Origin of the sequence: Micromonospora sp. RP3T (assembly GCF_003027925.1) — a bacterium.
Classification (GTDB): Bacteria; Actinomycetota; Actinomycetes; order Mycobacteriales; family Micromonosporaceae; genus Micromonospora.
The window spans coordinates 87,517-113,907 of record NZ_PYPS01000025.1; the positions used below are offsets into that span (position 1 = coordinate 87,517).

30 protein-coding genes are annotated in these 26,391 nt (G+C 71.2%); 12 read left to right on the top strand and 18 right to left on the bottom strand.

The genetic code is table 11. The features are described 5' to 3' along the window. Positions 1–17: 17 nt before the first annotated feature. A complete protein-coding gene (locus C8054_RS20395) occupies positions 18–530 on the bottom strand; it encodes a methylated-DNA--[protein]-cysteine S-methyltransferase (protein ID WP_107159002.1) in 513 nt (170 codons plus the stop codon). Continuing rightward, positions 527–1,978, bottom strand: coding sequence for an AlkA N-terminal domain-containing protein (locus C8054_RS20400; RefSeq protein ID WP_107159004.1), 1,452 nt, complete (start codon positions 1,976–1,978; stop codon positions 527–529). Before C8054_RS20400 ends, C8054_RS20395 begins: the two co-directional genes overlap by 4 nt. Positions 1,979–2,187: 209 nt before the next feature. Here C8054_RS20400 and C8054_RS32330 point away from each other — a divergent pair, with 209 nt between their 5' ends. After that, on the top strand, positions 2,188–2,664 hold the full coding sequence (locus C8054_RS32330) for a hypothetical protein (RefSeq protein WP_233219736.1): 477 nt from the start codon (positions 2,188–2,190) through the stop codon (positions 2,662–2,664). Here C8054_RS32330 and C8054_RS20405 read toward each other — a convergent pair. Then, a complete protein-coding gene (locus tag C8054_RS20405) occupies positions 2,558–3,616 on the bottom strand; it encodes an EamA family transporter (RefSeq protein ID WP_199199851.1) in 1,059 nt (352 codons plus the stop codon). The genes C8054_RS32330 and C8054_RS20405 overlap by 107 nt on opposite strands. Positions 3,617–3,709: 93 nt before the next feature. On the opposite strand from C8054_RS20405, the gene C8054_RS20410 reads away from it, so the two are divergent. Genes C8054_RS20410 through ychF form a run of 3 tightly spaced genes read left to right on the top strand, consistent with a single transcriptional unit; the run spans position 3,710 to position 6,129 of the window. Next, on the top strand, positions 3,710–4,240 hold the full coding sequence (locus C8054_RS20410) for a MarR family winged helix-turn-helix transcriptional regulator (RefSeq protein ID WP_107159007.1): 531 nt from the start codon (positions 3,710–3,712) through the stop codon (positions 4,238–4,240). 30 nt (positions 4,241–4,270) lie between these two features. Next, positions 4,271–5,023: a peptidase E gene (locus C8054_RS20415; RefSeq protein WP_107159009.1), complete on the top strand. Its 753-nt coding sequence runs from the start codon at positions 4,271–4,273 to the stop codon at positions 5,021–5,023. Between the two features lie 20 nt (positions 5,024–5,043). Continuing rightward, a complete protein-coding gene (ychF, locus tag C8054_RS20420) occupies positions 5,044–6,129 on the top strand; it encodes a redox-regulated ATPase YchF (RefSeq protein WP_107159011.1) in 1,086 nt (361 codons plus the stop codon). A 77-nt stretch (positions 6,130–6,206) separates the two neighbouring features. Here the strand turns inward: ychF and C8054_RS20425 are convergent, their stop codons facing one another. Then, a complete protein-coding gene (locus C8054_RS20425) occupies positions 6,207–6,422 on the bottom strand; it encodes a winged helix-turn-helix domain-containing protein (protein ID WP_203997273.1) in 216 nt (71 codons plus the stop codon). 639 nt (positions 6,423–7,061) lie between these two features. Between C8054_RS20425 and C8054_RS32335 the strand changes: the two genes are divergently transcribed. Further along, positions 7,062–7,235 carry a hypothetical protein gene (locus C8054_RS32335; RefSeq protein ID WP_199199852.1) on the top strand — a complete coding sequence of 58 codons (174 nt, stop codon included), beginning with the start codon at positions 7,062–7,064 and terminating at the stop codon, positions 7,233–7,235. Positions 7,236–7,848: 613 nt separating this feature from the next. On the opposite strand, the gene C8054_RS20440 is transcribed toward C8054_RS32335, so the two are convergent. Continuing rightward, positions 7,849–8,979 carry a pentapeptide repeat-containing protein gene (locus C8054_RS20440; RefSeq protein ID WP_158273877.1) on the bottom strand — a complete coding sequence of 377 codons (1,131 nt, stop codon included), beginning with the start codon at positions 8,977–8,979 and terminating at the stop codon, positions 7,849–7,851. A gap of 373 nt (positions 8,980–9,352) precedes the next feature. Here C8054_RS20440 and C8054_RS20445 point away from each other — a divergent pair, with 373 nt between their 5' ends. Then, positions 9,353–9,589 carry a hypothetical protein gene (locus tag C8054_RS20445; protein ID WP_107159022.1) on the top strand — a complete coding sequence of 79 codons (237 nt, stop codon included), beginning with the start codon at positions 9,353–9,355 and terminating at the stop codon, positions 9,587–9,589. A 31-nt stretch (positions 9,590–9,620) separates the two neighbouring features. Here C8054_RS20445 and C8054_RS20450 read toward each other — a convergent pair whose 3' ends face one another. Together C8054_RS20450 and C8054_RS20455 are read right to left on the bottom strand one after the other, a co-directional pair. Then, positions 9,621–10,184, bottom strand: a complete 564-nt coding sequence (locus C8054_RS20450; RefSeq protein ID WP_107159024.1) for a DinB family protein — start codon at positions 10,182–10,184, stop codon at positions 9,621–9,623. 153 nt (positions 10,185–10,337) lie between these two features. Next, positions 10,338–10,919, bottom strand: coding sequence for a Uma2 family endonuclease (locus tag C8054_RS20455; protein WP_107159026.1), 582 nt, complete (start codon positions 10,917–10,919; stop codon positions 10,338–10,340). A gap of 251 nt (positions 10,920–11,170) precedes the next feature. On the opposite strand from C8054_RS20455, the gene C8054_RS20460 reads away from it, so the two are divergent. The 4 genes from C8054_RS20460 to C8054_RS20475 all read left to right on the top strand — a co-directional run bounded on the left by C8054_RS20460 (position 11,171) and on the right by C8054_RS20475 (position 14,458). Beyond that, positions 11,171–11,689 (top strand): ribbon-helix-helix protein, CopG family, encoded by a 519-nt coding sequence (locus C8054_RS20460; RefSeq protein ID WP_107159029.1) that lies wholly within the window; start codon positions 11,171–11,173, stop codon positions 11,687–11,689. Positions 11,690–11,771: 82 nt separating this feature from the next. Next, positions 11,772–12,611: a DUF4097 family beta strand repeat-containing protein gene (locus C8054_RS20465; protein ID WP_107159057.1), complete on the top strand. Its 840-nt coding sequence runs from the start codon at positions 11,772–11,774 to the stop codon at positions 12,609–12,611. A gap of 12 nt (positions 12,612–12,623) precedes the next feature. Continuing rightward, positions 12,624–13,619 (top strand): ATP-binding cassette domain-containing protein, encoded by a 996-nt coding sequence (locus C8054_RS20470; RefSeq protein WP_107159031.1) that lies wholly within the window; start codon positions 12,624–12,626, stop codon positions 13,617–13,619. Further along, positions 13,616–14,458, top strand: a complete 843-nt coding sequence (locus C8054_RS20475) for an ABC transporter permease (RefSeq protein ID WP_107159033.1) — start codon at positions 13,616–13,618, stop codon at positions 14,456–14,458. The genes C8054_RS20470 and C8054_RS20475 overlap by 4 nt, the downstream gene beginning before the upstream one ends. A 27-nt stretch (positions 14,459–14,485) precedes the next feature. Here C8054_RS20475 and C8054_RS20480 read toward each other — a convergent pair whose 3' ends face one another. From C8054_RS20480 to C8054_RS20500, 5 genes are all read right to left on the bottom strand, one after another. Next, the gene (locus tag C8054_RS20480) at positions 14,486–14,980 is read right to left on the bottom strand and encodes a GNAT family N-acetyltransferase (protein WP_107159035.1); all 495 of its coding nucleotides are present in this window, start codon (positions 14,978–14,980) and stop codon (positions 14,486–14,488) included. A 74-nt stretch (positions 14,981–15,054) separates the two neighbouring features. Next, a complete protein-coding gene (locus C8054_RS20485; RefSeq protein ID WP_107159037.1) occupies positions 15,055–15,786 on the bottom strand; it encodes a class I SAM-dependent methyltransferase in 732 nt (243 codons plus the stop codon). Positions 15,787–16,000: 214 nt separating this feature from the next. After that, complete coding sequence (locus C8054_RS20490) at positions 16,001–16,717, bottom strand: vancomycin high temperature exclusion protein (RefSeq protein WP_107159040.1); 717 nt, start codon at positions 16,715–16,717, stop codon at positions 16,001–16,003. Between the two features lie 22 nt (positions 16,718–16,739). Then, on the bottom strand, positions 16,740–17,102 hold the full coding sequence (locus C8054_RS20495; RefSeq protein ID WP_089155136.1) for a PH domain-containing protein: 363 nt from the start codon (positions 17,100–17,102) through the stop codon (positions 16,740–16,742). Positions 17,103–17,133: 31 nt separating this feature from the next. Beyond that, entirely contained in the window at positions 17,134–17,442 is a 309-nt protein-coding gene (locus C8054_RS20500; RefSeq protein WP_107159042.1) for a 4a-hydroxytetrahydrobiopterin dehydratase, read from the bottom strand. A gap of 238 nt (positions 17,443–17,680) precedes the next feature. Here C8054_RS20500 and C8054_RS20505 point away from each other — a divergent pair, with 238 nt between their 5' ends. Next, positions 17,681–18,067: a (deoxy)nucleoside triphosphate pyrophosphohydrolase gene (locus tag C8054_RS20505; RefSeq protein WP_107159059.1), complete on the top strand. Its 387-nt coding sequence runs from the start codon at positions 17,681–17,683 to the stop codon at positions 18,065–18,067. A 110-nt stretch (positions 18,068–18,177) separates the two neighbouring features. Here the strand turns inward: C8054_RS20505 and C8054_RS20510 are convergent, their stop codons facing one another. The 6 genes from C8054_RS20510 to C8054_RS20535 form a co-directional block, all read right to left on the bottom strand. Continuing rightward, on the bottom strand, positions 18,178–19,248 hold the full coding sequence (locus C8054_RS20510) for a succinate dehydrogenase/fumarate reductase iron-sulfur subunit (protein WP_107159044.1): 1,071 nt from the start codon (positions 19,246–19,248) through the stop codon (positions 18,178–18,180). After that, the gene (locus C8054_RS20515; RefSeq protein WP_107159046.1) at positions 19,248–21,158 is read right to left on the bottom strand and encodes a fumarate reductase/succinate dehydrogenase flavoprotein subunit; all 1,911 of its coding nucleotides are present in this window, start codon (positions 21,156–21,158) and stop codon (positions 19,248–19,250) included. The genes C8054_RS20510 and C8054_RS20515 overlap by 1 nt, the downstream gene beginning before the upstream one ends. 11 nt (positions 21,159–21,169) lie before the next feature. After that, a complete protein-coding gene (locus C8054_RS20520) occupies positions 21,170–21,976 on the bottom strand; it encodes a hypothetical protein (RefSeq protein ID WP_107159048.1) in 807 nt (268 codons plus the stop codon). Between the two features lie 176 nt (positions 21,977–22,152). Further along, entirely contained in the window at positions 22,153–23,571 is a 1,419-nt protein-coding gene (locus C8054_RS20525; RefSeq protein WP_107159061.1) for a metallopeptidase TldD-related protein, read from the bottom strand. Between the two features lie 53 nt (positions 23,572–23,624). Further along, positions 23,625–25,058, bottom strand: a complete 1,434-nt coding sequence (locus tag C8054_RS20530; RefSeq protein ID WP_107159051.1) for a TldD/PmbA family protein — start codon at positions 25,056–25,058, stop codon at positions 23,625–23,627. 33 nt (positions 25,059–25,091) lie between these two features. Then, the gene (locus C8054_RS20535) at positions 25,092–25,640 is read right to left on the bottom strand and encodes a Uma2 family endonuclease (protein WP_107159070.1); all 549 of its coding nucleotides are present in this window, start codon (positions 25,638–25,640) and stop codon (positions 25,092–25,094) included. 240 nt (positions 25,641–25,880) lie between these two features. On the opposite strand from C8054_RS20535, the gene C8054_RS20540 reads away from it, so the two are divergent. Beyond that, positions 25,881–26,391: ATP-binding cassette domain-containing protein (locus tag C8054_RS20540; RefSeq protein ID WP_146179945.1), on the top strand; the 511-nt coding region annotated here is incomplete at its 3' end.

Sequence of the window (26,391 nt, forward strand, 5' to 3'; positions counted from 1 at the left end):
GGTGTGTCGGCGCGGGGTCAGCTAGCCGTCACCCGTCCCTCATGCCCGAGAAGCCACTTTTTCACGTCCAGCCCCCAGCGGTAGCCACCGAGCGCGCCGTCGGTGCGCAACACCCGGTGGCAGGGCACGAAGAGCGCCGCGGCGTTGCGGGCACAGGCCGCCGCCGCGGCGCGGACCGCGGCCGGTCGGCCGGCCAGCGCGGCGAACCCGGTGTACGTCACCGGATCACCCGGCTTCACGTCGCGCAGCACCCGCCAGGCGTGCGCCAGGAAGACGCCGTCGGTGTGTTGCTCCACCTCGACCGCGTCGATCGCGGTCAGGTCGCCGTCGAGGTAGGCCCGGACGGCCGCGGTCACCGGCCCGAGGTCGGCCCGCTCCCGCAGGTCGCCGCGGAGGCTCGGGTGCGTCAACGGCACCAGGGCCGTCGGGTCGGCGGTGAAGCCGGCCGCACGCACCGCTCCGCCGGGCCCGGCGAGCACGCTCAGCGGCCCGGCGGGAGTGTCGATGACGGTGCTGTCCAGAGTGGTCATACTGCTCTCCAGAGTCGGATCGTTGCGTACGACCGCCAGGGGCGCCAGCGGTCCGCGTACGCGGTCAGGGTCTTCGGGGTGTCGGGCAGGCCGAGCGCGGCTGCGCCGCGACGGACGCCCAGGTCGGTGGCGAGGATGACGTCGGGGTCGCCGAGCGCGCGCATGGCCAGGTAACCGGCGGTCCACGGCCCGACGCCGGGCAGCGCGACCAGCCGCCGGGCGGCCTCCTCCCGGTCGCCGCCCGCGTCCAGGTCCAGCTCCCCGTCGACGACGGCGCGGGCCAACGCGCGGATCGTCTCCCGCCGGGCCCTGGGCATGCGGAACGCCAGGTCCGGCGCGGCGAGCACCTCCGCCGCGCTCGGGAACGCCCGCAGGCCGCCCGGCGACCCGTCGGCGGCCCCCTCGTCGGCGGACCGGGTGGCGGCGATCAGGTGGGTGAGCGTGGTCCGGGCCGAGCGGAGTGAGACCTGCTGGGTGGTGACGGCGCGGACCGCGGTCTCGAAGCCGTCCACCGCGTGCGGGAGCCGGACGCCGGGCTCCGCGGCGACCGCCGGGGCCAGCGCCGGATCGTCGGCCAGGACGGCGTCCACCGCTACCGGGTCCGCGTCCAGGTCGAGCAGGCGGCGGCAGCGGGCCACCGCGGGTGCCACGTCGCGCATGTCGGTCAGCCGCAGCGTGGCGGCCACGTGCCCGCCGGCCGGGGTCAGTGCCGCCGTGCCGGGGCCGTGCGGCAGGCGCAGCCCGCGATGGTAAGTCCGGTCGCGGACCTCCTCGATGCCGGGCAGCGCGCGCAGGGCGAGGAAGTCCAGCAGCGCCTCCGCGTGCAGCGGTGGCCGGTAGGCCAGTCGCAGCGTGATGGTGCCCGCCCCGCCGGCCGTCGGCCAGTCGCTCCGGCCGCCCCGCAGCTCGGACGGGGTGACGCCGAACACCTCGCGGACCGTGTCGTTGAACTGCCGCACGCTGCCGAACCCGGCGGCGAAGGCCACCTCGGCCAGGCCCAGCCCGGTGGTCTCGACCAGGATCCGGGCGGTTTGCGCACGCTGCGCCCGGGCCAGCGCCAGCGGGCCGGCGCCCAGCTCGGCCTGGAGCATGCGGTGCAGGTGCCGCTCGGTGTAGCCGAGCCGGGTGGCCAGCCCGGGGACGCCGTCCCGGTCGACCACGCCGTCGGCGATCAACCGCATCGCGCGGCCGACCAGATCGGCCCGGACGTCCCACTGCGGGGAGCCCGGCGCGGCGTCGGGCCGGCACCGGCGGCAGGCCCGCAGCCCGGCGCCCTGCGCGGCGGCGGCGGACGGGAAGAACCGGACATTCTGCCGCTTCGGCGTCGTCGCCGGGCAGGACGGCCGGCAGTAGATCCCGGTCGACGTGACGCCGGTGTAGAACCAGCCGTCGAACCGCGGGTCGCGGCTGTCGACGGCCCGGTAGCACCGCTCGAAGTCCAGCTCCATGCCCCGATCCTGCCTCCCGGACCGGCCGCTCGGCTGGCGGGATTCGGACCTGACGCGTGGCAGTCGCACCAGCTCGGCGAGGTGGCGGTATCCGAGGGCCGCGGATACCGCCACCTCGGCGTGGTGGCGTGGATCTTGCCGGTGCGGCGGGGAAAGTGTCGTAAGTGGTCGGTACCGTCCCGCCACCAACTCCAGAAAAGGTGCGGGGCATGGCGAGCGTGGCCGGGCGGGGGCGAGCACCACTCGACACCGCGGTGGTGCAGGGCTTCTACGACCGGATGCGGGCGGTGGCACCGGCCGCCTACGGCGCGATCGAACGGGACCGCGCCGGCGACCCGAGACGGCCGTTCGCCGAGACCGCCTGCGGCCGGCTGGTCGGCTCGCTCGACGCGGCCGGCCTGCGCGCGCTCGGCATGTGGGCGCACCACTGGTGCATGCGCTTCTACGACGACGACACCCGGGTCGGCGTGCGGCTGGTCGGGGAGATCGCCGGCCGGCGCGGCCTCGGCTGGACCGCCGACGAGGTGCGCTGGCTGCTCGACCGGTCACACGAGGCCGGGCCCGCCGCCGGCCACCGGTTCACCCTGCCGCTCGCCGCCGCCGCGGAGCTGCCGTCCGGCGCGCTGCCCGAGGACGTTCCGCTCGGCCCGCCGCCGGCCGACTGGCGCCGGCTGCGAGCCGGCTGAGCGACGCACGCGACCGGCCCGGTCGGGCGGCCCGGTTCGGGGCGGCCCGGGAGGCGGTCGCGGCCGGAACGTCCCGGTCCGGGGCGTCGCGCTCCGAGGCGTGCCGGTCCGGGAGCTGCCCGAGCACCATGGCGGCGACCGCCACCGCGAAACCGGCGAGCTGGATCGGGCCGAGCGCCTGGCCGAGCACCAGCCAGCCGAGCGCCGCGGCGGTCAGCGGGCTGAGCGCGCCGAGCATCGACACCCGGGCCACCGGCAGCCGGGCCGCGCCCCGGAACCAGAGCGCGTACGCCAGCGCGGTGCCGGCCAGCCCCAGCCACGCGTACCCGAGCAGGGCTGGCCCGTCCGGCGCGGGCGGTGGCCCCTCGACGACGGCGGCGACCGGGGTGATCAGCAGGCCGCCGGCGACGAGCTGCCAGCTCGTGGCCGCGAGCGTGCCGACCCCCGGCGGGCGCCCCCAACGGCGGGTGAGCACCAGGCCGGCGGCCATCGCGGCGGTGCCAGCCAGGCCGGCGGTGACGCCGAGCGGGTCGAGGCCGGCGCCCGGCCGCAGCACCACCAGCGCGACGCCGGCCGGGGCGGCGACGGCGGCGAGCAGCGCGGTGCGGCCGGGCCGGTCCCGGAGCAGGGCGACCGTGAGCACCGCGACCAGCAGGGGCTGGGCGGCGCCGAGCACGGCCGCGGTTCCCCCGGGCAGCCGGTAGGCGGCGACGAAGAGCAGCGGGAAGAACGCCCCGATGTTGAGCGTGCCGAGCAGGGCGGCCCGGCCCCACCAGATGCCGTGCGGTCGGCGGCGGGTCAGGACGAGCAGCAGCAGGCCGGCCGGGAGGGCGCGGATCGCCCCGGCCCAGAGCGGCCGGTCGGCGGGCAGCAGCTCGGCGGTCACCAGGTAGGTGCTGCCCCAGGTGACGGGCGCGATCGCGGTGAGCGCGACATCGGTCCGACGGGTCATGCCTGCCTCTTCTCACGGTGCTAAGTATCTTAGAGCTAAGCTACTTGGCGTAGAGTGAAAGCGGAAGGGCGACGTGCGGCACAATCGACAGCCGTGGCAGCGGACGAGGTGGACCTGATCGTCGAGCAGTGGCGTCGGGAACGGCCCGGCATGCGGCCCGAGCCGATGGCCGTCTTCGGCCGCATCTACCGGCTGTCCCGGCTGGTCGGCGACCGGCAGGAGCAGGTGTACGCCCGCTGGGGCATCGGTCGTGGCGAGTTCGACGTGCTCGCCGCGCTGCGCCGGTCCGGCCCGCCGTACACGCTGGCGCCGAAGGCGCTCACCGCCGCGCTGATGCTCACCTCCGGCGGGATGACCGGCCGGCTCGACCGGCTGGAACGCGCCGGGCTGGTCCGCCGCGCGCCGGACCCGGGCGACCGGCGGGCGCTGCGGGTCAGCCTCACCGACGCCGGCCGTCAGATCGTCGAGGAGTCGGCGGAGGCCGGGCTGGAGGTGCAGCGGCGGATCCTCGACGCGTTGCCGCCCGCCGACCGGGACCGACTGGCCGACCTGCTGCGCGCGCTGCTCGCCGCCGCCCAGACGACGGACGGGCCGCCGGACGGGTCGGCGGACGAGGCACAATGATCTCCACCGTCGCCGGCCGGAAGGACGCCCATGCCCGCCACCGAACCGACCATCGTCGCCACCAGCATGGGCTACTTCAGCCGCCGGCGCGGCCCCTGGGACGCCCGGCCCAGCCAGCTCTTCGACCACATGGCCGAGCTGGCCGGCGCCGGTGACGCGCCCCGGGTCTGCTATCTCGGCCAGGCCGTCGGCGACCAGCCGACCGGCCTCACCGTGTTCTACGGCGCGTTCGCCGACACCCGGTTCCGCGCGTCCCACCTGGCGCTGTACCCGATGCCCAACGTCGACGACATCCGCGCCCACCTGCTGGCGCAGGACGTCATCTGGGTCGGCGGCGGCAGTGTCGCCAACCTGTGCGCGGTGTGGCGGGTGCACGGCCTGCCGGAGATCCTGCACGAGTGCTGGCAGGCCGGCGTGGTGCTCGGCGGCGTCTCCGCCGGCTCGATCTGCTGGCACACCGGGGGTGCCACCGACAGCTACGGCCCGGAGCTGCGCCCGTTCACCGACGGGCTGGGCTGGCTCCCGTACGGCAACGGCGTGCACTACGACAGCGAGGCGCAGCGCCGGCCGCTGATGCACCGGCTGGTCGCCGACGGAACGCTGCCGACCAGCCACTGCACCGACGACGGCGTCGGGCTGATCTACCGGGGGACCCGGCTGGTCGAGGCGGTGGCGGACCGGCCGGACGTGGCCGCGTACGAGCTGGTGCGCGCCGACGACGGCACGGTGCGGGAGACCCGGATCGAGCCCCGGCTGCTGCCCGCCGGGCCGGACGGCCGGTAGACCGCGTAAGCTGGCTCGTCGTGAGTCTCACCATCGGCATCGTCGGCCTGCCCAACGTGGGCAAGAGCACCCTGTTCAACGCGCTGACCAAGAACGACGTGCTCGCCGCGAACTACCCGTTCGCCACCATCGAGCCGAACGTCGGCGTGGTCGGGCTCCCCGACGAGCGCCTGGGCAAGCTGGCCGAGATCTTCTCCTCGCAGAAGGTGCTGCCCGCGCCGGTCTCGTTCGTCGACATCGCCGGCCTGGTCCGGGGCGCCTCGAAGGGGCAGGGCCGGGGCAACGCGTTCCTGGCCAACATCCGCGACGCCTCGGCGATCTGTCAGGTGGTGCGCGCCTTCTCCGACCCGAACGTGGTGCACGTCGACGGCAAGGTCTCGCCCTCCGACGACATCGAGACGATCAACACCGAGCTGATCCTGGCCGACATCCAGACGCTGGAGAAGGCCCTCCCGCGGCTGGAGAAGGAGGCCAAGCTCCGCAAGGACCGGGCCGCCGCCGTCGAGGCCGCGAAGAAGGCCGTCGAGGTGCTCGACAACGGCGTCACGCTGTACGCGGGCGCCGCCGCCGCGAAGGTCGAGCTGGAGCACCTGCGCGAGCTGCACCTGCTCACCACCAAGCCGTTCATCTACGTCTTCAACGTCGACGAGGCCGAGCTGGGCAACGCCGCGTTCCTCGACGAACTGCGCGCCCTGGTCGCGCCCGCCGAGGCGGTCTTCATGGACGCCAAGATCGAGTCCGAGCTGGTGGACCTGCCCGAGGACGAGGCCCGCGAGCTGCTGGAGTCGATCGGGCAGTCCGAGCCGGGCCTGGACCAGTTGGTCCGGGTGGGCTTCCGGACGCTGGGGCTCCAGACGTACCTCACGGCCGGCCCCAAGGAGGCGCGGGCCTGGACCGTCCCGATCGGGGCGACCGCGCCGGAGGCCGCCGGGGTGATCCACAGCGACTTCCAGCGCGGCTTCATCAAGGCCGAGGTGGTCTCCTACGACGACCTGGTCGCGGCCGGATCGATGGCGGCGGCGAAGGCCGCCGGCAAGGTCCGGATCGAGGGCAAGGAGTACGTCATGCAGGACGGCGACGTGGTGGAGTTCCGCTTCAACGTCTGACTCCGACCTGCACACTCGCAGGTCAGACGGTGGACGCCCCGTTCTGGGGCACGTCACGGGCACGAAGTGGCCCTGGCCTACTCGGCGACGAAGACGCCTACGCCCGGCAGCGTCTCGGTCATGCCCTTGATCCGTAGCACCTGCATGGCGCGGTCGATTACCGGCTCGGTCACGCCGTAGTGCTCGATCAGTTCCCGCCGGCTGGGCAGCTTGGCACCCGGCGGGAACTCCCCGGACGCGATGCGTTCGGCGAGGTCGTCGGCTATCTGCTCGTAGCGGTAACGCGGTGGCACGGTGTTCTCCTCGGTTGGCGACACGAGTCAACCACCTACGCCAGCCCTTGACTACCCAACGGTACCTATGGGAGGTTGCGGAGGAGGTCGTCTCTCGGTTGGCGCTGTAGACCGTCCTCGCCGGCGTGGATGCTCGGCACATCCCCCGTGATCGGGCATCCACGCCTCCGGACACCCGTGGCGCGAGGAGGCCGCAGTGCTCCCTTCCACACCTCGGATTCGGTGGCTGTGACATGTCGCCGAAGCGGGTTACGTACGACGACTACGTCTTGGCGACAGCGCTCACCCTCGCCCGCCGCCATCGATCGGTGTGGTCTTGGCGGCACTGGCGACGCATCTGCCGCTGCGGCGCGAACCTGCCCTGCCGAAGCCGGCATCGCATCCCGATCAACCGCGGCCACTGGCCCAGCCAGGACGGCCTGTCATGAGCGCACACCACCCCGTCAAGCCGACATGGACGTGCGACGGCTGCGCGAGGGATTGGCCCTGTCGGAGCCGGCGCCGCGAACTGCGAGCCGAGTACAACGGCGCCTCAGCATCGCTGGCGGTCTACCTGGCCGCACAGTTCGTCGATGCCGTCCGGGACCTTGGCCACGTTCCCACCGGCGACCTGTACCGCCGATTTCTCGGCTGGATTCGATGAGCATCCTCCGAGCGGGCGACGAGAAGTTCCACTACAGCGACGGCTCGCACAAGTGGATCCCGCCGGACCCCGACTACGACCAGGAGGTCTGGAACGAGCAGGTCCGCCAGCACAAGCTGGGCCACCTGAGGAACGAGCACCCGAAGGTACGTATCCAGCGCCGGATATGAGGCAGCAGCGACCGCCGAAGCCGGCACTGTTGCAGATCACCTGGCGGACGCGTGTCGCACATCAGCCGACGGAGGACAGCCGGCTGCCGGCGAAGTGGTTCAAAGTTTCTGTACGTCTTCAAGGCGGCCCTTGACGGGCCGCACGCGCCGCCGCCTGGGCGCGCGTCCGTCGCTCCGCTGGCGCTCCGACTCCGGACACGCAACACGCCCGGCGGCTGGCGCGGAAGCGGGATGCCCGAGGGGCCGCCGCAGAACGACAGGACCATTGACCGGTGAGGGTGGGCGGGCAGCCGGCCGGGCCGCGCGGCCGCGAGCCCGCGCGGCGTAGGGGAGCGCACGCCGGCCGCGTCGGCGAGCTGGCGGCGGTCGAGGAGTTGCGGCTACTGCGCCTCCGGCGGGGGCGCTCCGGCTCCAGGATGGCCGGGGCTCCGTGGGCGTGTCGCGGTCCGTGGGTGGTTGCGGGAGGCCATCCCGTCTGCCATCGACCCGGGCAAGCCGAGCAGACCACCGCCCAACCCGCCAGCGTCCGTACGCGCCGTCAAGGTCCGCTTGACGTGGCGGGTCGGGCGGCGGCCCGCTCCCAGGAGGGCGGGTCGACGGCATACGGGATGGTTCAGGTTTGCCTCTTCTTGCTAACACGTGGCGATAGCCCCAAGGGCAGCCGGGTCTCGCCGTCGATGTTTGTAGAGTCTAATTGCTGTTGAGTAAGACCTCTGATGTCGCGTAAGTCAACGCCGCACAGGTTGGCACCTTTCATAACCGCGTCAGCGACATTGGCGTACTTAAGACGTGATGGCTGAATGTAGTAACGTCCCTTCTCTTTTCGTCCGCTAAAGTCAACGCCGGCTAGGTTGGCACCCTGCAAGTCTGCGCCTGTCAGGTCGCTTCCTGTCACATATGTGCCAGCTAGATCTGCGCCGGTGAAGGTGGCCCCCGTGCAATCAGCATGGGCGATGGAGCTGTTTCGAATTCGAGCAGCTACAAGAGTGGCACCACTCAGGTTGGCGTGCTCGAAGTAAGAGTCGTCTATCGTTGCGTAGCACAGATTGGCTCTTGAAAAGTTCCCCAACGACAAGTCGGATTTATTGAGGTTCAGCCCCCACAAGTTGAGGGTCTTGACCTCTTGCTCGATGCCCAGCCTGCGGCCGAGGATGCCTAGTGCGACCTGGACGTCTCTCTCAATCGGATCCGCAGCTAACGAGACGCTCTCATTCGCGACCTGTTTTGTGTGTCCGTGGATATAGTGCACAACCATTTCTGTCACTACCGGCCGGAACTCTGCCGAATCTCGCGCGATTTTCTCTAAAGAGTAGAGGCCGCCGACTCGGACATCTGCGACTCCATTGCCGATTTGCTCGACGGCCTTCGAAAATCTGTCCGTTACTTGACCGGACCGGGTAAGCCTTACGGTGCGGGCGGTAAAGAATAGACCGCCCAGCAATGCTAGTCCGGCGGATGCTTGAAGAAGCGCGGTTCTTACATCGTTCTGCGCCTTTAGACGGTCTGCCGCTGATAGGCCTTCAGTGTGGATCATAATATTAGGAATTACGGCCACTATGACTGAGGCTGCAGCTAGTAGCAAGAGAGCGACCGCAAAGCCTGCCACTCCCGGCCTAATCAGCCGTGTCCGATCTCTTATTCTCTCCCGGCGGCCCCTTTTGATGATGTCGTTAGGAAAGAACAGGTGATCGTGACCGTGTTCGTGTTCGTCGTCTCTCTGATGCGGCTTGTGCGTAGCGGTCATATGTCCCATCCCTGACAAATTGTCGCTGCCCGACCAGTTGCAGCCATGCCAGGGTATTTAGCTAGGTCATGAGAGGTTCATCGATCGTCCTGACGCCAATCTGACAGAGACGAGCAGCTCCGAGGGAGCCGGGTCGGAGGTCACCCACTCCCGGCCGCGTGGGCACACAGGGGGCACAAGACGCTGTCAAAAGTCGTCAACCAGTGTCACCAACCACGGCAGCCTGAAAAGCCGCGTGAGCAGGTGTCGCAGGGCTCCTACGCTGGTAGCGGGACAGTGGCCTGAAGTTCCGCTTCAACGTCTGACGTCGCGTGCCCCGGGCAGGCCCGCCAGGCTCGCTCAGCAGTGGTAACACCAGGGGTATGGTCGCAGAATGGCGAAGACGGAGAAGGTCGCGATCACGCTGCCGGCGGAGTTGCTGGAGAGCATGAAGTCGCACACCGACAACGTCTCCGGCTACCTCACCGAGCGGGCCGAGCGGCGCAGACTTCTCCGCGAGGAGTTGGATCGCTACCAAGGCGAATTCGGGACGTTCACTGACGAGGAGATGGCCGAGGCTCGGGCGCTCCTGCACGGGCCGAGGGGATCGGGCGTGCGGCGTGAGCCTTGAGTCGCTGGGGTCGGAGGCAGTGGCAGGATCGTCATATTCCGCGCGGTGCGGCTCCGTCCTGCCAGCGATAGAGGTCGCGCAGCAAGGAAATCTCAGCGCCGTGATGTATCAGCTCCCTGTTGACGTGCAGGATGATTCCTTCCATGGGAAACCGCTCGGGACCCACCGTGGGTAAATTGTCCAGATCAGCGTCCGGAAGCTCGCGGACTCCCGCGTTCCATCTTCCGTACATCTCATCGAGCTGTTTCAGCGCCTCGTCAGCGGTCCCCGCGTAGGCAAATGTCTGCGAGTCAACGTCTTGGCCGCCGAAGTGCCATCCGACCCGATAGCCCAGGCAGGAGACGATGATGTGCGCCAGCCGCCAGACAATCGTGGTCACCGGTGCCGGCACCGGGCCAGGAGACACGAAGTCCATCGTCCATTTCCCTGAGCCTGCCGACACCGGTGCTGACGACGTGCCACATGGACGGATGCTCCAGCAGCCGCGTACAGGCTCCCAGAAGTACTCCTCATCGGTAAGACCGTGCAGCCGTGGCCGCAGGTTTCTGTGCCAGTGCCAGTCCAACTGGTCCGCGAGTCGCTCACTTCTTGTCACTTCCGCACACTACATACAACGCAGACCTGGCTGCTGACCCTCATGGATGCGTCGAGCCATGCCTCGGGCCATTGCCGGTCCGTGCCCGGTCAGCCCCGCTCGGCCTCACGTCAAGCTGAGCGGGCGGAGTGGAACCGCCTGGCGGGGGTCGGGTCAGCGCTTGCGGCCGGGCACCAACCCGGTCAGGTCGATTGTGATCGGGAACGGCATCGAGGTACGCAGCTCGCGCCGATGGATTCCGGTCGGCGCGTACGACCGGGTGGGGCCGTCGATCTCGTACGCGTAGACCGCCGGGGAGCCGTCCTCGTCCTCGACGCGCCAGTAGTTCGCGATCCCCGCTTCCGCGTACTTGCGTAGCTTGACGTTGCGGTCCCGGTGCGCCGACTCGGGCGAGACCACCTCGACCACCAGCAGCGTCTCTTCGGGTGTGTAGAAGGTGCGGGACGGGTCGTAGGGTGCCGTCGTGGCAATGAGATCGGGCTCGGGTCGATTCCACCGGTCGAGTCGAATCGTGATCTCCCGATCGACCTCGACGCCTGCCGGAGCCTGCTCGGTCAGGGCGACCACCAGTGCGGTGACCATCCGGGCGTGCCAGACCCGCTGGGGAGAGGTCCTCAGGACGAGTGCCCCGTCGATGAGTTCGGTGTGACGCAGGGCGTCGGCGAGTTGGTCCAGATCCTCGGCACGCCAACCCTCGGGGCGAGGTGGCCGTGTCCACTCGGGCGCCGCAGTCATGGCCTCACGGTAGTGCCGAGTAACAGCTCTGGTCGGCGCATTCTTCAGGCGATCCTGTCGGCGGTGCTCCGCGAGAGAGCAAAGGCATGCCTTGGCACTGGCGACGCCGGGGAGGGGTGGCGTGGCATCACAGTGATGCCACGTTCGGGATGGCTCTTGAGCAGGAAAGATGCAGGGTCTGACCCTCGGGTGATGCCGCGAAGGTGCCATAAAGGCTTGCAGTGATGCCATTGCTGTGCCACAGTAGTGCCATGGACTTGACCTCGTATGTGAGCAACCTCGGGCGGGAGTTCGCCACGCTCGCCGAAGCCGGCGGTGAAGAGTCGCGTGCGCTGGTCGAGCGCCTGACCGGGCCACTGGAGTCGGCGATCCGGATGACGCTGCTGGACGCGTTGTCGGCCGCCGCCGACGAGATCACCCGGGAACTCGCCCCCGGCTCGGTGGAGGTGCGGCTGCGCGGCCGGGAACCGGACTTCGTGGTGACCCCACCGCCGGCCGAGCCGCTGCCGGCGGCCTCCGACCAGGGCGTGGCACCGGACACCGACCTGCCGATCAGCGAGGACGGCCCGGTCGCCCGGATCAACGTACGGATGCCGGAGCAGCTCAAGGCCGCGGTCGAGGAGGCCGCCGCCGCCGAGGGGCGCTCGGTCAACGCCTGGCTGGTCCGGGCCGCCGCCGCCGGCCTGTCCCGAGGCGACCGGGAGTCGCGTCCCGAGCCACGCGCCAGCGGGAAACGGTCCCAACAGCGCTTCACCGGCTGGGTGCACTGACCGCACCGCGCCACCCGACTCTTCTCCTCACGTCCCCCTGACCTGCGGGGACGACTCACCGACCCAGGATGTGGGGACCACCATGCCTGTTTTCGACACACCCGAATCGATCTCCGTCACGCTGGAACTCGGCGTCGCCGCCCTGCGGGTGGCCGCCGCCGACCGCGTCGACACCGTGGTGGAGGTCCGCCCGAGCAACGGTGACGACGAGTCCGACGTCCAGGCCGCCGCCCAGGTACGCGTCGAGTTCACCAACGGCACGCTCCACGTGACCGGCCCGAAGCGCGCCTTCGACTTCTCGAAGAGGAGCAGGTCGGTGGATGTCTCCATCGAGCTGCCCAGGGACTCCCGGCTGGCCGCGCACCTGCTGCTCGGCGACGTGCACGCCACCGGCCGGCTCGGCGAGACCCGGGTGAAGACCACCGGCAACGTCCGGCTGGAGCGCAGCGGCCCGCTGCGCCTGCACACCGGCGTCGGCCACGTCACCGTCGACGAGATCACCGGCGACGCCGACATCTCCACCGGCTCCGGCACGGTGCGGGTCGGCAGTGTCCAGGGCGCCGTGGCGGTGAAGAACTCCAACGGCGACACCACTATCGACGCGGCCACCGGTGACGTGCGGGTGCGTAATGCCAACGGTGCCATCGAGGTGGCGCACGCCGGCGCCGGCGTCGACGCGAAGACCTCCAACGGCGGCATCCGCGTCGCCGAGGTGACGCGCGGCTCGGTGGTGCTCGGCACCGCCATGGGCGACCTGGACATCGGCGTCGCGGCCGGCACCGCCGCGTGGCTGGAGGTCAACACCGGTTTCGGTCAGGTGCACAACCACCTGGAGAGCACCGCGCGGCCCGGCGGCACCGAGGAAACCGTCGAGGTACGCGGCCGGACCTCCTACGGCGACATCACCATCCACCGGTCCTGACGGGAGGACACGATGACCACGAATCAGATCGCCGTGACCGGGCTCCGGAAGTCGTTCGGCGAGCAGGTCGTGCTCGACGGCGTCGACCTGCGCGTACCCGAAGGCACGGTCTTCTCGCTGCTCGGCGCGAACGGCGCCGGGAAGACCACCACCGTGCGGATCCTGTCCACGTTGCTCGCCGCCGACGCCGGTGAGGTGCGGGTCGCCGGGCACGACCTCGCCCGCGAGCCGGACGCGGTACGCGCCGCGATCGGTGTCACCGGTCAGTTCTCCGCGGTGGACAAGCTGCTCACCGGCGCGGAGAACCTGCGGTTGATGACGGACCTGCACCACCTCGCCCGCGACGAGGGCCGGCGGCGGGCCGCCCGGCTGCTCGACCGGTTCGACCTGACCGGGGCGGCCGGGAAGCCGGCGTCGACCTACTCCGGGGGCATGCTGCGGCGGCTCGACCTGGCGATGACGCTGGTCGGCGACCCCCGGGTGATCTTCCTGGACGAGCCGACCACCGGGCTCGACCCGCGTAGCCGCCGGGACGTCTGGCAGATCGTCCGCGAGCTGGTGGCCGGCGGCGTGACCATCTTCCTGACCACCCAGTACCTGGCGGAGGCGGACGAGCTGGCCGACCGGATCGCGGTGCTCGACCACGGCCGGGTGGTCGCCGAGGGCACTCCCGAGGAGTTGAAGCGCCGCATTCCGGGCGGGCACGTCCGGCTGCGGTTCGCCGACCCGGCGGGCCTCGACGCGGCGGTACGCGTGCTCGACCGGGCCACCCGCGACACCGACGCGCTCACCCTGCGGGTGCCCGGCGACGGCAGCCTGCGGTCGCTGCGGGCGCTGATCGGCCGGCTCGACGACGGAGGCGTCGAGGTCGACGAGTTGTCAGTGCACACCCCCGACCTCGACGACGTCTTCCTCACCCTGACCGGCGGACCGAACGACACCCTGGCCGGCGGACCCACCGACACCCGCACCGGCCAGCCCACCGACCGGAAGGTGACCACGCGATGAGCGTCTCCACCCACGCCGACCTCCGGTTCCACCCGCTGCGCGACTCGGTGACGATGCTGCGCCGCAACCTCCGGCGCATGCTGCGCTACCCGTCGATGACCGTGATGCTCGTCGGGATGCCCGTGGTCTTCCTGCTGCTCTTCGTCTACGTGTTCGGCGGCACGCTGGGCGCCGGGCTCGGGAGCGGCGCCGGGGGGTCGACGGCCGGCGGCGGCGCGGCCGGTGCGGGGACCCGGGCCGCGTACGCCAACTACGTGGCGCCGGCGATCATCCTGATGACGGTGGCGGCCACGGTCCAGGGGACCGCCATCTCGATCGCCATGGACCTGACCGAGGGCATCATCGCCCGGTTCCGCACCATGCACATCGCCCGCGTCTCGGTGCTGACCGGACACGTCCTCGGCAGCATGATCCAGGCGGCGGTCAGCCTGGCCGTGGTGATCGGCGTGGCGCTAGTGGTCGGCTTCCGTCCCACCGCCGGGCCGGTCGGCTGGCTGGGCGCGGTCGGCCTGCTCGCGGCGGTGACGTTCGCGCTGGTCTGGCTGGCGGTCGCGCTCGGCCAGGTCAGCGAGAGCGTGGAGACCGCGAGCAACCTGCCGATGCCGCTGATCCTGCTGCCGTTCCTCGGCAGCGGGTTCGTGCCCACCGACTCGATGCCGGCCGGCCTGCGCTGGTTCGCCGAGTACCAGCCGTTCACCCCGATCATCGAGAGCCTGCGCGGCCTGCTGATGGGCACGCCGCTCGGCAACGACGGCTGGATCGCGCTCGGCTGGTGCGCCGTCGTCGCGCTCGGCGGGTACCTCTGGTCCAGGCGGCTGTTCAACCGCGAGTCCCGCTAGCTGCGGCGCCCGCCCCCGGTCCGCGAGTCAGCGGATCCGGGGGCTGCGGCGTTCGATGAGCGTGACGTCCCGCCAGACGCCGTGGTGCCGGCCGATCCGCTCCCGGGTGCCGACCACCCGGAAGCCGCGGGCCGCGTGCAGCGCCAGGCTGGCGGTGTTCTCCGGGAACACGCCGGACTGGATGGTCCAGACGCCGGCCGCCTCGGTGGAGTCGATCAGCGCGTCCAGCAGCAGCCGGCCGACGCCGCGGCCCCGCGCCTCGGGATGCACGTAGACGGAGTGCTCGACCACGCCGGCGTAGACGCAGCGGTCGGAGACCGCCGAGCAGGCCACCCAGCCGAGCAGCCGGCCGCCCGCGTCGAGCGCCACCCACCGGTGGCCGGGCAACCGGCCGGCGGTGAACCGGGGCCACTCCGGCGGCTCGGTCTCGAACGTGGCATCGCCCTCGGCGATGCCGAGGCGGTAGATCTCCAGCACGGCATCGGCGTGCGTGTCGTCCATCGCGGCAACGGTGACGGTCATCTGCCCTCCCGGCCGGTCAGCGTAACCGGGACGGCCGAGGGCCGGGACGAGCGTCCCGGCCCTCGACGCGTCCGCTATGCGAGCCGGTAGACGGAGATGTGCGTACGGCTGTCCGCGTCGAACGGCGTCCGGTCCCAGTCGGCGTACCGCTCGGCGAGGTGGAGCCCGGCCCGCTCCGCCATCTCGTCGATCTGCTCCGGCCAGGCGTAGCGCATGGCGAACGGGCTGAGGTGCACGCCGTCGGCGTCGAACGTGATGGTCTGCCGCAGGAACGTCTGCGCCGCCCGGTCGTACCGGTGCATCCGGATGGTGGCCGAGTCCTCGGTGACCTCCCGGACCTGGACCTGCTCGTTGCGGTCGAAGTCGGCCGGGTCGGGCACGAACGTCTCGATGACGAACGCCCCGCCGGGCGCCAGCACCCGGGCGGTGTTGCGGAAGCAGTCCGCCTGACGCTCCGCGTCGACCAGGTTGAACAGCGTGTTGAACACCAGGAAGACCAGATGGTACGGCCCGGACACCGGGACGTCCGCCATGTCGCCGATGGTGACCGGCAGGTGCTCGCCGCCCGGTTTGGCACGCAGCTTCGCGACCATCTCCGGAGACGCCTCGACGCCTTCCACGGTGAGGCCGCGAGCGGCCAGCGGCAGGGCCACCCGGCCGGTGCCGACGGCCAGTTCGAGCACCGGGCCGTCCTCGGCGAGCGGGGCGAGGAAGTCGACGGCCGGGGTGGGATCCGGGTTGCCGGGGCCGTCGTAGGTGGCGGCCCAGAGCCGTCCGAAGTGGCCGGGATCGTCGAAGACGGACATCACACGGCCTCCCGTCGACCGGGCCGGACGGGGCGCGGCGAGTGGTCAGCGACCTCCGCCGGATTGGGGTACGAAAACACGAAGTCTCTTTTCGAGGAGGTTGACGACAGGTTGGCGGGACTTCGTGGCTTCGGGCATGGTGGCGCTCCTTCCGTGAGCTGTTCCGGGACCAGCAGACCAGCCGCTGCCGCGCCCGGCAACCCGATTACCGCCGTCAGCCGGCCCGGAGCGCGTCGTCCACTCCGGTCTCCCGACGGCCGAGATGCACCGGGTCCCGGCCGGAGAGCACGTCCACCGCGGCCTTCACGCTGGCGCCGTACTCCCGGGCACTGCTGATCCGCCACTGCCGGGCGTACCGGCGAGCGGTGTCGTCGCCCACGCCGTCGGCCGTCACCCCGACGTGCCGGCAGAGCGCCACCGCGCGGGGCAGGTGGAACGACTGGGTGACCACGATGGCCCGCCGCACGCCGAAGATCCGCCGGGCCCGGACGCACGAGTCGTAGGTGTCGAAGCCGGCGTGGTCGAGCACCACCTTCTCCGCCGGCACACCCCGGTCGACGAGCCAGCGTCGCATCGCGTCCGGCTCGTCGTAGTCCCAGTCCATGTGGTCGCCGGAGACCAGCACCACAGTGACCCTGCCGGCCGCGTACAACTGCCGGGCGATCTCCAGCCGGGCGGCCAGGAACGGCGACGGCTCTCCGTTCGGCTCGACCTTGGCGCCGAGCACCAGCGCCACCGGCGCGGCCGGCACGTCGGCGACGGTGTACACGTGCCCCTCGGCGTCGTCGCGGACCCAGGCCACGCTGGCCGCCGTCGCCACCGCCAGCAGCACCGCGCCGGCGACGCCGACCAGCAGCAGCCGGCGGATCAGGCGTACGGCCCGCCGGTGCCCGTCGTGCCAGGTGCGCCAGCGTGCCGTCAGCCCCCGCATGGCGGCGATTGTGCCAGGCCGCTCAGGAGATGTGGTGCAGGATGACGTTGTGCACGTGGTGGCTCTTCTCCGCGCCCCGGAACTCCACCTCGTAGGTGTGCGTGCCGACGTGTACGGCGATCGCTCCGGTGGAGAAGAACGAACCACCCCAGGACTTGTTGCTCACCACGCTCACGCTGGTGATCTTCGAGTACGGGATGCTCGTGATGGCGTACCGCTTGCCGACGAACGAGCGGTCCTGGACGATCACGCGCCGGTCGGTCAGGCCGATGAAGCCGGTGCCGGTGCCGATCGCGTCGTAGACGGCGATGATCTGCTCGCCGGGCAGCAGCCCGCTCTGGATCTGCTGGAACTGTTCCTTGCGGTCGTACGTCGGGCCAGACATGTCCTCGACGGTAGGGCAGGCGCGCCAGCGTTCAGGACGCGGTGACCGCCCGGACCGCGTCCTCGATGCGGGCCGCGAGCAGCACCTCACCCTCGGTGAGCGGCTCGCCGTCGTCGTGCCCCAGCCTGATCCGGGTCCGCCCGGCCTGGCGACTGATCTCGGGGCGCAGTCGCAGCGCGTCGGCGACCACCGCCACCCGCTCGGTGAGCGCGGCGTGCTGGGTGTCGTCCAGCGCGAGCATGCGGCTGAGCTGCTCGCCCTCGCGCATCCACCCGGGCAGCAGGGCGAGCGCGTCGCTGAGGTAGTCGTGCTTCGCCCGGCTGCTGAACAGCACGCGCATCACCGCACCTCCCAGGCGTCGTTGCCGGCTTGTGGCCAAATCGTCGCCATCCCGTGTCCCAGTCGACGCCCTCTAGTCTGTCGTCGCACAGATGGTGTGTCCACGCCCACACTTCCGTGTTCTGCTGGCCTGATGGCCGACTCAGCTACCCAAACCGCCGATTGATCTGGCACGCTGGTGGCCCGTGCGGACCGAACGGGTAAGCGAAAACGGGCAGGCCGACCGGCGGGAGCCGAGGGTGGTCGTCGGAGCGGCGATCATCGTTGCCGGCCGGGTCCTCGCCTGCGAGCGCGCCGCGCCGCCCGAGGTGGCGGGGCGGTGGGAGTTCCCCGGCGGCAAGGTCGAGCCCGGGGAGACCGAGGTCGACGCGCTGACCCGGGAGTGCGCCGAAGAGCTGGGCGTCCGGGTCGCGGTCGGCACCCGGGTCGGGCGGGACGTCCGGATGGCGCACGGCCGGTCCGTCCTGCGGGTCTACGCGGCCCGCCTGCTGCACGGCGACCAGCCGACCGCGCTGGAACACGCCGAGCTGCGTTGGCTCTCCGCGACCGAGCTGGACACCGTCGAATGGCTGCCGGCCGACGTGCCGATCGTGCCCGCGCTGCGCCCGCTGCTCGCCGAGTCCTGAGCCGCGCCCGCCGCCGGCCGGATCAGACCCGCCGAACCGGACAGTCGGGCGGAAACGGGACGAGGGCCGGCGGCGTGTGCCGCTGGCCCCCGTCATCGTCGCGCCGCTTGTCAGTGCTTCGGCTCGTCCTGCTGCGGGTGGGCGAAGTTGAGGTGCTCCGCCGGCAGCGGGAACTCCACGTCGTCGCCGAACGGCGACGGCGCGGCGGCCCGGTCGAAGGTCAGCTCGGTCAGCGGCAGCCTGCCGTTGGCGTCCACCGCCGGAGCGGTCGGGTGCGGCACCTCGCGCTGCCAGTTGACGCCCTGCTGGGCCTGGCGCTCGGCACCGCTGTCGTGCGAACCGCCGGCGTGCGAGTGCACCCCACGGTGAGCCGCGCCGGTGGTCACCGCACCGCTGGAATGCCCGCTGGTCGCGCTGGTCTGAGGCACCTGACCCCTCCGGAAGATCTTGTTACCGAGCCACACAAGGGGATCGTACCTGCGGTCCACGACCCGTTCCTTCATGGGGATGATCCCGTTGTCAGTGATCTTGATGTGCTCGGGGCAGACCTCGGTGCAGCACTTCGTGATGTTGCAGAACCCGAGCCCCATCTCGGACTGCGCGTACTCCTTGCGGTCGGTACGCGTGTCGAGCGGGTGCATGTCCAGCTCGGAGGCCCGGATGAAGAACCGGGGACCGGAGAACGCCGGCTTGTTCTCGTCGTGGTCGCGGATCACGTGGCAGACGTTCTGGCACAGGAAACACTCGATGCACTTGCGGAACTCCTGCGAGCGCTCGACGTCGACCTGTTGCATCCGGTAGTCACCGGGCGCCACGTCGGCCGGCGGCGCGAACGCCGGGGTCTCCCGGGCCTTCTCGTAGTTGAAGGACACGTCGGTGACCAGGTCCCGGATCACCGGGAAGGTCCGCAGCGGCGTGACCGTGACGGTCTCCGCCTCCTCGAACGTCGACATCCGCGTCATGCAGCCCAGCCGCGGCTTGCCGTTGATCTCCATCGAGCAGGAGCCGCACTTGCCGGCCTTGCAGTTCCACCGGCACGCCAGGTCCGGCGCCTCGGTGGCCTGGAGCCGGTGGATGACGTCGAGGACGACCTCGCCCTCGTTCACCTCGACCGCGTAGTCCTGGAGGTCGCCGCCGGTCTCGTCACCCCGCCAGATGCGGAACTGTCGCTTGCTTCCCATCAGCGCTCCTCCTCGGTGCGGGCGTCGAACTCGGCGAGCTCCTCGTCGGTCAGGTATTTCGACAGCTCGGCCCGGTCGAACAGCCCGATCAGCTCCGGCCGCATCGCCGGCAGCGGCTTGTGGGTCAGCCGGACCGCGTCGCCGTCGAGCGAGCAGACCAGGTTGACCCGCCGCCACTTCGGGTCCATCGCCGGATAGTCCTCCCGGGTGTGGCCGCCGCGCGACTCCTGCCGCTCCAGCGCCGCCTTCGCGGTGCACTCCGAGACCACGAGCATGTTGCGCAGGTCGAGCGCCAGGTGCCAGCCCGGGTTGTAGCGCCGGCCGCCGACCGCGCTCACCTTCGCCACCCGCTCCCGCAGCTCGGCCAGCCGGCCGAGCGCGTCGGCCAGCTCACCCTCCCGCCGGATGATGCCGACCAGGTCGCCCATCACCACCTGGAGATCCTGTTGGAGCTGGTAGGGGCTCTCCCCGGTGTCACGCTGCAACGGCGCCAGCGCCGTCTCCACCGCGGCCTCCACCGCCGCCACCGACACCGCCGGGCGGGCGGTGAGCTGGTCGGCGTACGTCGCGGCGTGCCCGCCCGCCCGCTTGCCGAAGACCAGCAGGTCGGACAGGGAGTTGCCGCCGAGCCGGTTGGAGCCGTGCATGCCGCCGGAGACCTCACCGGCGGCGAAGAGCCCACGCACCGTGCCGGCCGCCGCGCCGGAATCCGGGTCCACCTCCACGCCACCCATCACGTAGTGACAGGTCGGGCCGACCTCCATCGGCTCCTTGGTGATGTCGACGTCGGCCAGCTCCTTGAACTGGTGGTACATCGACGGCAGCCGGCGCTGGATCTCCTCCGCCGACTTGCGGGAGGCGATGTCCAGGTAGACGCCGCCGGCCGGCGTACCCCGACCGGCCTTGACCTCGCTGTTGATCGCGCGGGCGACCTCGTCGCGGGGCAGCAGCTCCGGCGGACGCCGGTTGTTGTCCGGGTCGGTGTACCAGCGGTCCGCCTCGTCCTCCGTCTCCGCGTACTGCTTGCGGAAGACGTCCGGGACGTAGTCGAACATGAACCGCTTGCCGTCGGAGTTCTTCAGCACGCCGCCGTCGCCGCGCACCGACTCGGTGACCAGGATGCCCTTCACCGAGGGCGGCCAGACCATGCCGGTCGGGTGGAACTGGAGGAACTCCATGTTGATCAGGGTGGCCCCGGCGCGCAGCGCCAGCGCGTGGCCGTCCCCGGTGTACTCCCAGGAGTTCGAGGTGACCTTGTAGGACCGGCCGACGCCGCCGGTGGCCAGCACCACGGCCGGCGCCTCGAAGAGGATGAACTCGCCGGACTCCCGGTAGTAGCCGAACGCGCCGGCCACCCGATCGCCGTCCAGCAGCAGCTCGGTGATCGTGGTCTCGGAGAACACCCGGATCCGCGCGTCGTAGCTGCCGAACTCGCGCTTGTCCTCCTGCTGGAGGGAGACGATCTTCTGCTGGAGCGTGCGGATCAGCTCCAGGCCGGTCCGGTCGCCGACGTGCGCCAGGCGCGGGTACTCGTGGCCACCGAAGTTGCGCTGCGAGATCTTGCCGTCCTTGGTGCGGTCGAAGAGCGCACCGTACGTCTCCAGCTCCCAGATCCGCTGCGGCGACTCCTTGGCGTGCAGCTCGGCCATCCGGAAGTTGTTCAGGAACTTGCCGCCGCGCATGGTGTCCCGGAAGTGCACCTGCCAGTTGTCCCGCGAGTTCACGTTGCCCATGGCCGCCGCGGCGCCACCCTCGGCCATCACCGTGTGCGCCTTGCCGAACAGCGACTTCGAGATGATCGCGGTCTTCTTGCCGGCCAGCCGGGCCTCGATCGCCGCGCGCAGGCCGGCGCCGCCGGCCCCGATCACGACGACGTCGTAGTGGTGTCGTTCGATTCGCGTTTCAGTCATGTCAGGGGCCCTCAGTTGATGAACCGCAGGTCGGGGAACCAGTTGGCCGCGATCGCCATCACGTAGAAGTCGGTCAGCGCCAGGGTGCCCAGGGTGATCCAGGCGAGCTGCATGTGCCGGACGTTCAACCAGGACACGCCGGTCCACGCCTTGTACCGCACCGGGTGCTTGGAGAAGTGCTTGAGCCGGCCGCCGATGATGTGCCGGCAGGAGTGGCACGAGATCGTGTACGCCCAGAGCATCACCACGTTGAGCAGCAGGATGATGTTGCCCAGACCGAAGCCGAAGCCCTCGGGGGAGTGGAAGGCGAGGACGGCGTCCCAGGTGTTGATCAGCGAGATGATCGCGGCGGCGTAGAAGAAGTAGCGGTGCAGGTTCTGCCCGAGCAGCGGGAACCGCGTCTCGCCGCTGTACGTCTGGTGCCCGTCCGGCACGGCGCAGGCCGGCGGCGACAGCCAGAACGACCGGTAGTACGCCTTGCGGTAGTAGTAGCAGGTCAGCCGGAACAGCAGCAGGAACGGCAGGGTCAGCGCCGCGTCCGGGATGATCCACCAGCCGGGCAGGAAGCTGCCGAAGTGCGAGGAGCCCTCGACGCACCGCTCGGTCACACAGGGGGAGTAGAACGGCGTCAGGTAGTGGTAGTCCTCCACCCAGTACCACTTGTGCATGAAGACCCGGACGGTCGCGTAGATGACCCAGGCGCTGAGCCCGACCACGGTGATCAGTGGGGCGAGCCACCATCGGTCGGTCCGCAACGTCTTCGCCGCGATGGCGGCACGTGCCCGCGCTCCCCGCGGCCTCGTTGCCGTTGATGTCATTCGAGTCTCCCTGACGTCACTGTCACGTCCTGCGCACGCGTGGAACCACGCCGGTGAACCGGCGCGGCTAAGTGACACACGTTACGCCGATCTTCACGGCCCGGCCGCGCAACGCAGTGTCCCGTGTGTCCCGCTGGTTGGAAAGACCCGGCTCATGATCAATATGTCAGGGACGCTCAGCCGGACGCGCCGCCGGTGAAGTGCCACGACGACAGTCGCAGCGCCGGACCCTCCCACCACGACCCGTCGGACCGGGCCGGCTGCCGGACCGGCCGCCGGCCCAGGCCGAGCACCCGGCCCGGCCCCAGGGCACGCGGATATGACTCGGTGAACCGGAAGTCGCGCACCGCCCGCACCGGTACGCCGTCCTCGACCAGCCAGACGCCGTTGCGGGTCAGGCCGGTGACCACGAGCTGCTTCGGGTCCAGCACCCGCGTGTACCAGAAGTCGCTGACCAACAACCCGCGCCGGACGCCCGCCACCAGGGCCGCCGTGTCCGGGTCGCCCACCGCGCCGGTCACGCCCGCGCCCACCGAACCGGCCGGCCCGTCGACGGTCGCCACCGGGGCGGCGTCCGCCGGCAGCAGGCGGAGATTGCTGGGGATCGGGCCGAACGTCGACCCGCCGGCCATGCCGTGCCCGGTGGACCCGGTGCCCGCCCCGGCGCCGCTGCGCCGGTCGTGCGCCACCGCCCCGGTGGTGCCGGCCCGCACCAGGGTGAGCGCCCGCCGAGGGGTGCCCTCCAGGTCGAACGGCAGCGTGGAGGCGTGCAGCGGGTCGTCCACCAGCGTCACCGCCGGGTCGAACTGGGCCGTGCCCGGCTCGGCGAAGGACTGGCGTTCGGCGTGCCGCTTGCCGTTGAAGCCGTACCAGGCGAGGTTCTGGAGCAGGTCGGCCACGGCGGCCGGTTCGAGCACCACCTCGTAGTGCCCCGGCGGCAGCTCGACCGGGTCGGCCGCGGCCCGCGCCTTGGCCGCCGCGACGGCGCCGAGCGCGGCGCCGTCCAGGTCGGCCAGGCGGTCCGCGCAGTGGCGGGCCACTCCGTCCGCGCCGCCGGCCCGGGCGATGCCGTCCATCGCCGCCTCGGCGGCCCGGCCCACCGCCGAGTGCCCGGCCGAGTTGGCGAACGCGCCGGACAGGAACAGGGTGCGGCAGTAACCGGCCGCCTCCAGCCCGTCGGCCGCGTCCACGAACGCGCGGACCCGGGCGGCCCGCTCGTCGGGCGACGCGAACGCGGTGGCCTCGTCGACGGCGGAGCCGGTCGGCGTCGACGTCGGCGCGGTGAGGCCCGGCCAGGCCGGGTCGGGCGGCGCGAGGCGGGCCGCCGCCCGGGTGCGTTCGACGAGCGCGGTCAACCCGTCGGCGTCCACCCGGTTGCCGCCACCCGCGGCGGTCCGGCCGTCGACGTGCAGCCGCAGCCGCACGGCGGTGCCGGTCTCGGCCACGTTCTGGTGGATGAACGAGTTGGCGAACCGGGTCAGTGCCAGATCGGACCGGGTCACCACCACCTCGGCCTCGGCACCCGGCCCGGCCGTGCGCCGGACCAGCTCCACCACCCGGGCGGCGAGATCCCGCTCGTCGGCCCGCTCGCTCATGCTGTGCCGACCGGGCATGCGCTCACGGCCCTCGCTGCGCTCGGTGCGTTCGCTCATGCGCGCACCCCCACCCGCACGCCGCGGAACCGGGCCGGCGCGGCCGGGTGGCCGGTGTGCCCGATCTGGCCGGGCTGCCCCTTGCCGCAGTTGGGCGTGCCCCAGGCGACCGTCTCCGAGGAGAGCATGTCCATCGAGCGCCAGAAGACCGGCCCGATGCCGGTGTAGGTCGGGTTCCGCAGCATCCGGCCCCGGCGCCCCTTCCTCACCTCCCAGCCGACCTCGCAGCCGAACTGGAAGTTGAGCCGCTTGTCGTCGATCGACCAGGACCTGTTGATGTCCATCAGCACCCCGTCGTCGGTGGCCGCGATGATCTCGTCGAGCGTGTGCGGGCCCGGTTCCAGGCCCACGTTCGTCATCCGCACCATCGGCAGCCGGGCCCAGCCGTCGGCGCGTACGCTGCCGCCGTGGTCCAGGCCGGCGACGGCGGCCGAGTCCCGGCCGGCGAGCACCCCGACCCACCGTCCCTCGCGGACCGCGTCCCGTCGGACCGCGGGCGACCCCTCGTCGTCGAAGCCGAAGCTGCCCAGCGCGCCCGGGATGGTCGGGTCGATCGTCACGTTCATCAGCTCCGAGCCGTAGCGCAGCGAGCCGAGCCGGGCCAGGTCGAGCCAGGACGTGCCGGCGAACGCCGCCTCCCAGCCGAGGATGCGGTCCAGCTCGATGGCGTGCCCGACCGACTCGTGGATCTGCAACGCGAGCTGCTCCCCGCCGAGGATCAGGTCGGTCTCGCCGGATGGGCACTCCGGCGCGGTGAGCAGCTCGCGGGACTCCTCGGCGACCCGGGCGGCGTGCGCGGCCAGGTCGAGCGCGGTCACCAGCTCCCAGCCGGTGGTGCCGTACTGCCCGCGGTAGCTCGGGTAGGACCGGCGCTGCGTCTCACCGTCGCCGATCGAGGTGGCGGAGATGCCGCCGCCGCACTCGCGGATGTGCTGGTCGATCCGGTGGCCCTCGCTGGAGACGAACCACTTCGTGGTGTCCCAGATCTGGTAGAGCCCCTCGGCCAGGTCGGCCCCGTGCTCGCGCATCGTGGCGGTGGCGCCGACCAGCAGGTCGCCCTTGTCGGACAGCGGCACCCCGAGCGGGTCGACCGCGCACTCGGAGGCCCAGCTCGCCACCGCCGCCTCCACCGGCACCAGGTCGACCGGCGGGCCGGGGACCCGCGCGCTCGCGGCGGCGATCGCCGCGGCGCGCCGGCCGGCGTCGCGGGCCGCGGCGTCGGACAGCTCGGGTACGGCGTGGAAGCCCCAGCCGGAGCCGACGAGCGCGCGCACCCCCAGGCCGATGCTCTCGTGCTGGGCCAGCTCCTCGATGTCGCCGTTGCGCGCCGACATCGACTCGTACCGGCGGTGCATCACCCGGGCGTCGGCGTAGCGGGCTCCCGCGTCGAGAGCGGCCTGCACGGCGGCGGTCGCCGCATCGAATCCCATGCGTCCGACCCTAGGCGAGCACACCGACATCCGTCAGGGGACAAGATCCTCGGGCCGGATCGTGGCCCGGACGGGCTCGGTCAGCTCCAGCACGTCACCGGGTTTGGTCACCGACTGCTCCCGGTAGTGCCCGCCCTGCCGCCGGTAGAGGTGCAGCGTGCCGTTCTCCTGCTCGACGAGCAGGTACCACTCGATGCCGCCGGCGGCGTAGTAGTGCATCTTGAGCACCTTGTCGGTCGACGCGTTGTTCGGCGAGATGACCTCGCAGACGAGCCGCACGTCCCGCGCCTCGATCATCGGCTCGTCGAAGTCGATCGGCTCGGTGACAACCAGGTCAGGGATGGGGATCCGGCCCGGTCGGAGGCGGACGTTGACCGTCTCCAGCAGTTCCAGGCCCACGCGCCGAGCCGCAGCTTCGAGCAGGTTGCCGAGGTTTCGCTGGATCCGCTGGTGTCGCGGGGTGGGTGCGGGCGTCACGTGGAGGCTCCCGTCGAAGAGCTCGACGCGCTGCCGCGTCTCGCCGAGGGCGAGGTACTCCTCTTCGGTCCATGGGCCGTCGTGGCCGAACACCGCCGCGGTCATGGGCACCTCCACCTCATTTCGGCGGGAATCCTCCCGTGGTCGCCGCGACCATGGTCGCACCTCGGGTGCGACGCCGGGACGATGATGCCCAGTCGCGTCGGTGAATGTCCCAGGTGAGGGCTGTTCAGGTCGGAAACCCAGTCGTTACGCTCTGACCGCTGACAGACCGCTCGATGTAGCTTATTTTCGCCTCCAGGGGTTTCCTGTAGGTTCTCTTCATCACTGAAGGGGAGGCGGTCAATGGGCAGTTCGGAGGCGGTGCCGTCCGGGGAGCCGGACCGCCCGGAGGTGCCGGAGCAACGCGTCGGCGACGCGCCCTATCTCCAGGTCAGAGACCTGCGGGTGCGGTTCGACACCGAGGACGGTGTGGTCAAGGCCGTGGACGGGGTGTCGTTCGCGGTGGAGCGGGGTCGCACGCTCGGCATCGTGGGGGAGTCCGGTTCCGGCAAGAGCGTCACGTCGTTGGCGATCCTGGGCCTGCACAGCACGTCCAAGCGGGCGACCGTCACCGGGGAGATCTCGGTCGGCGGGCGTCAGCTCGTCGGCCTGCCCGAGGAGGAGGTGCGTCGACTGCGTGGCCGGGACATGGCGATGATCTTCCAGGATCCGCTGTCGGCGCTGCACCCGTACTACTCGGTGGGGCGGCAGATCGCGGAGGCGTACCGGGTGCATCATCCCCGGGCCGGCCGGCGGGAGGCCCGCAGCCGGGCCGTGGACATGCTGGACCGGGTGGGCATTCCGCAGCCGGCGA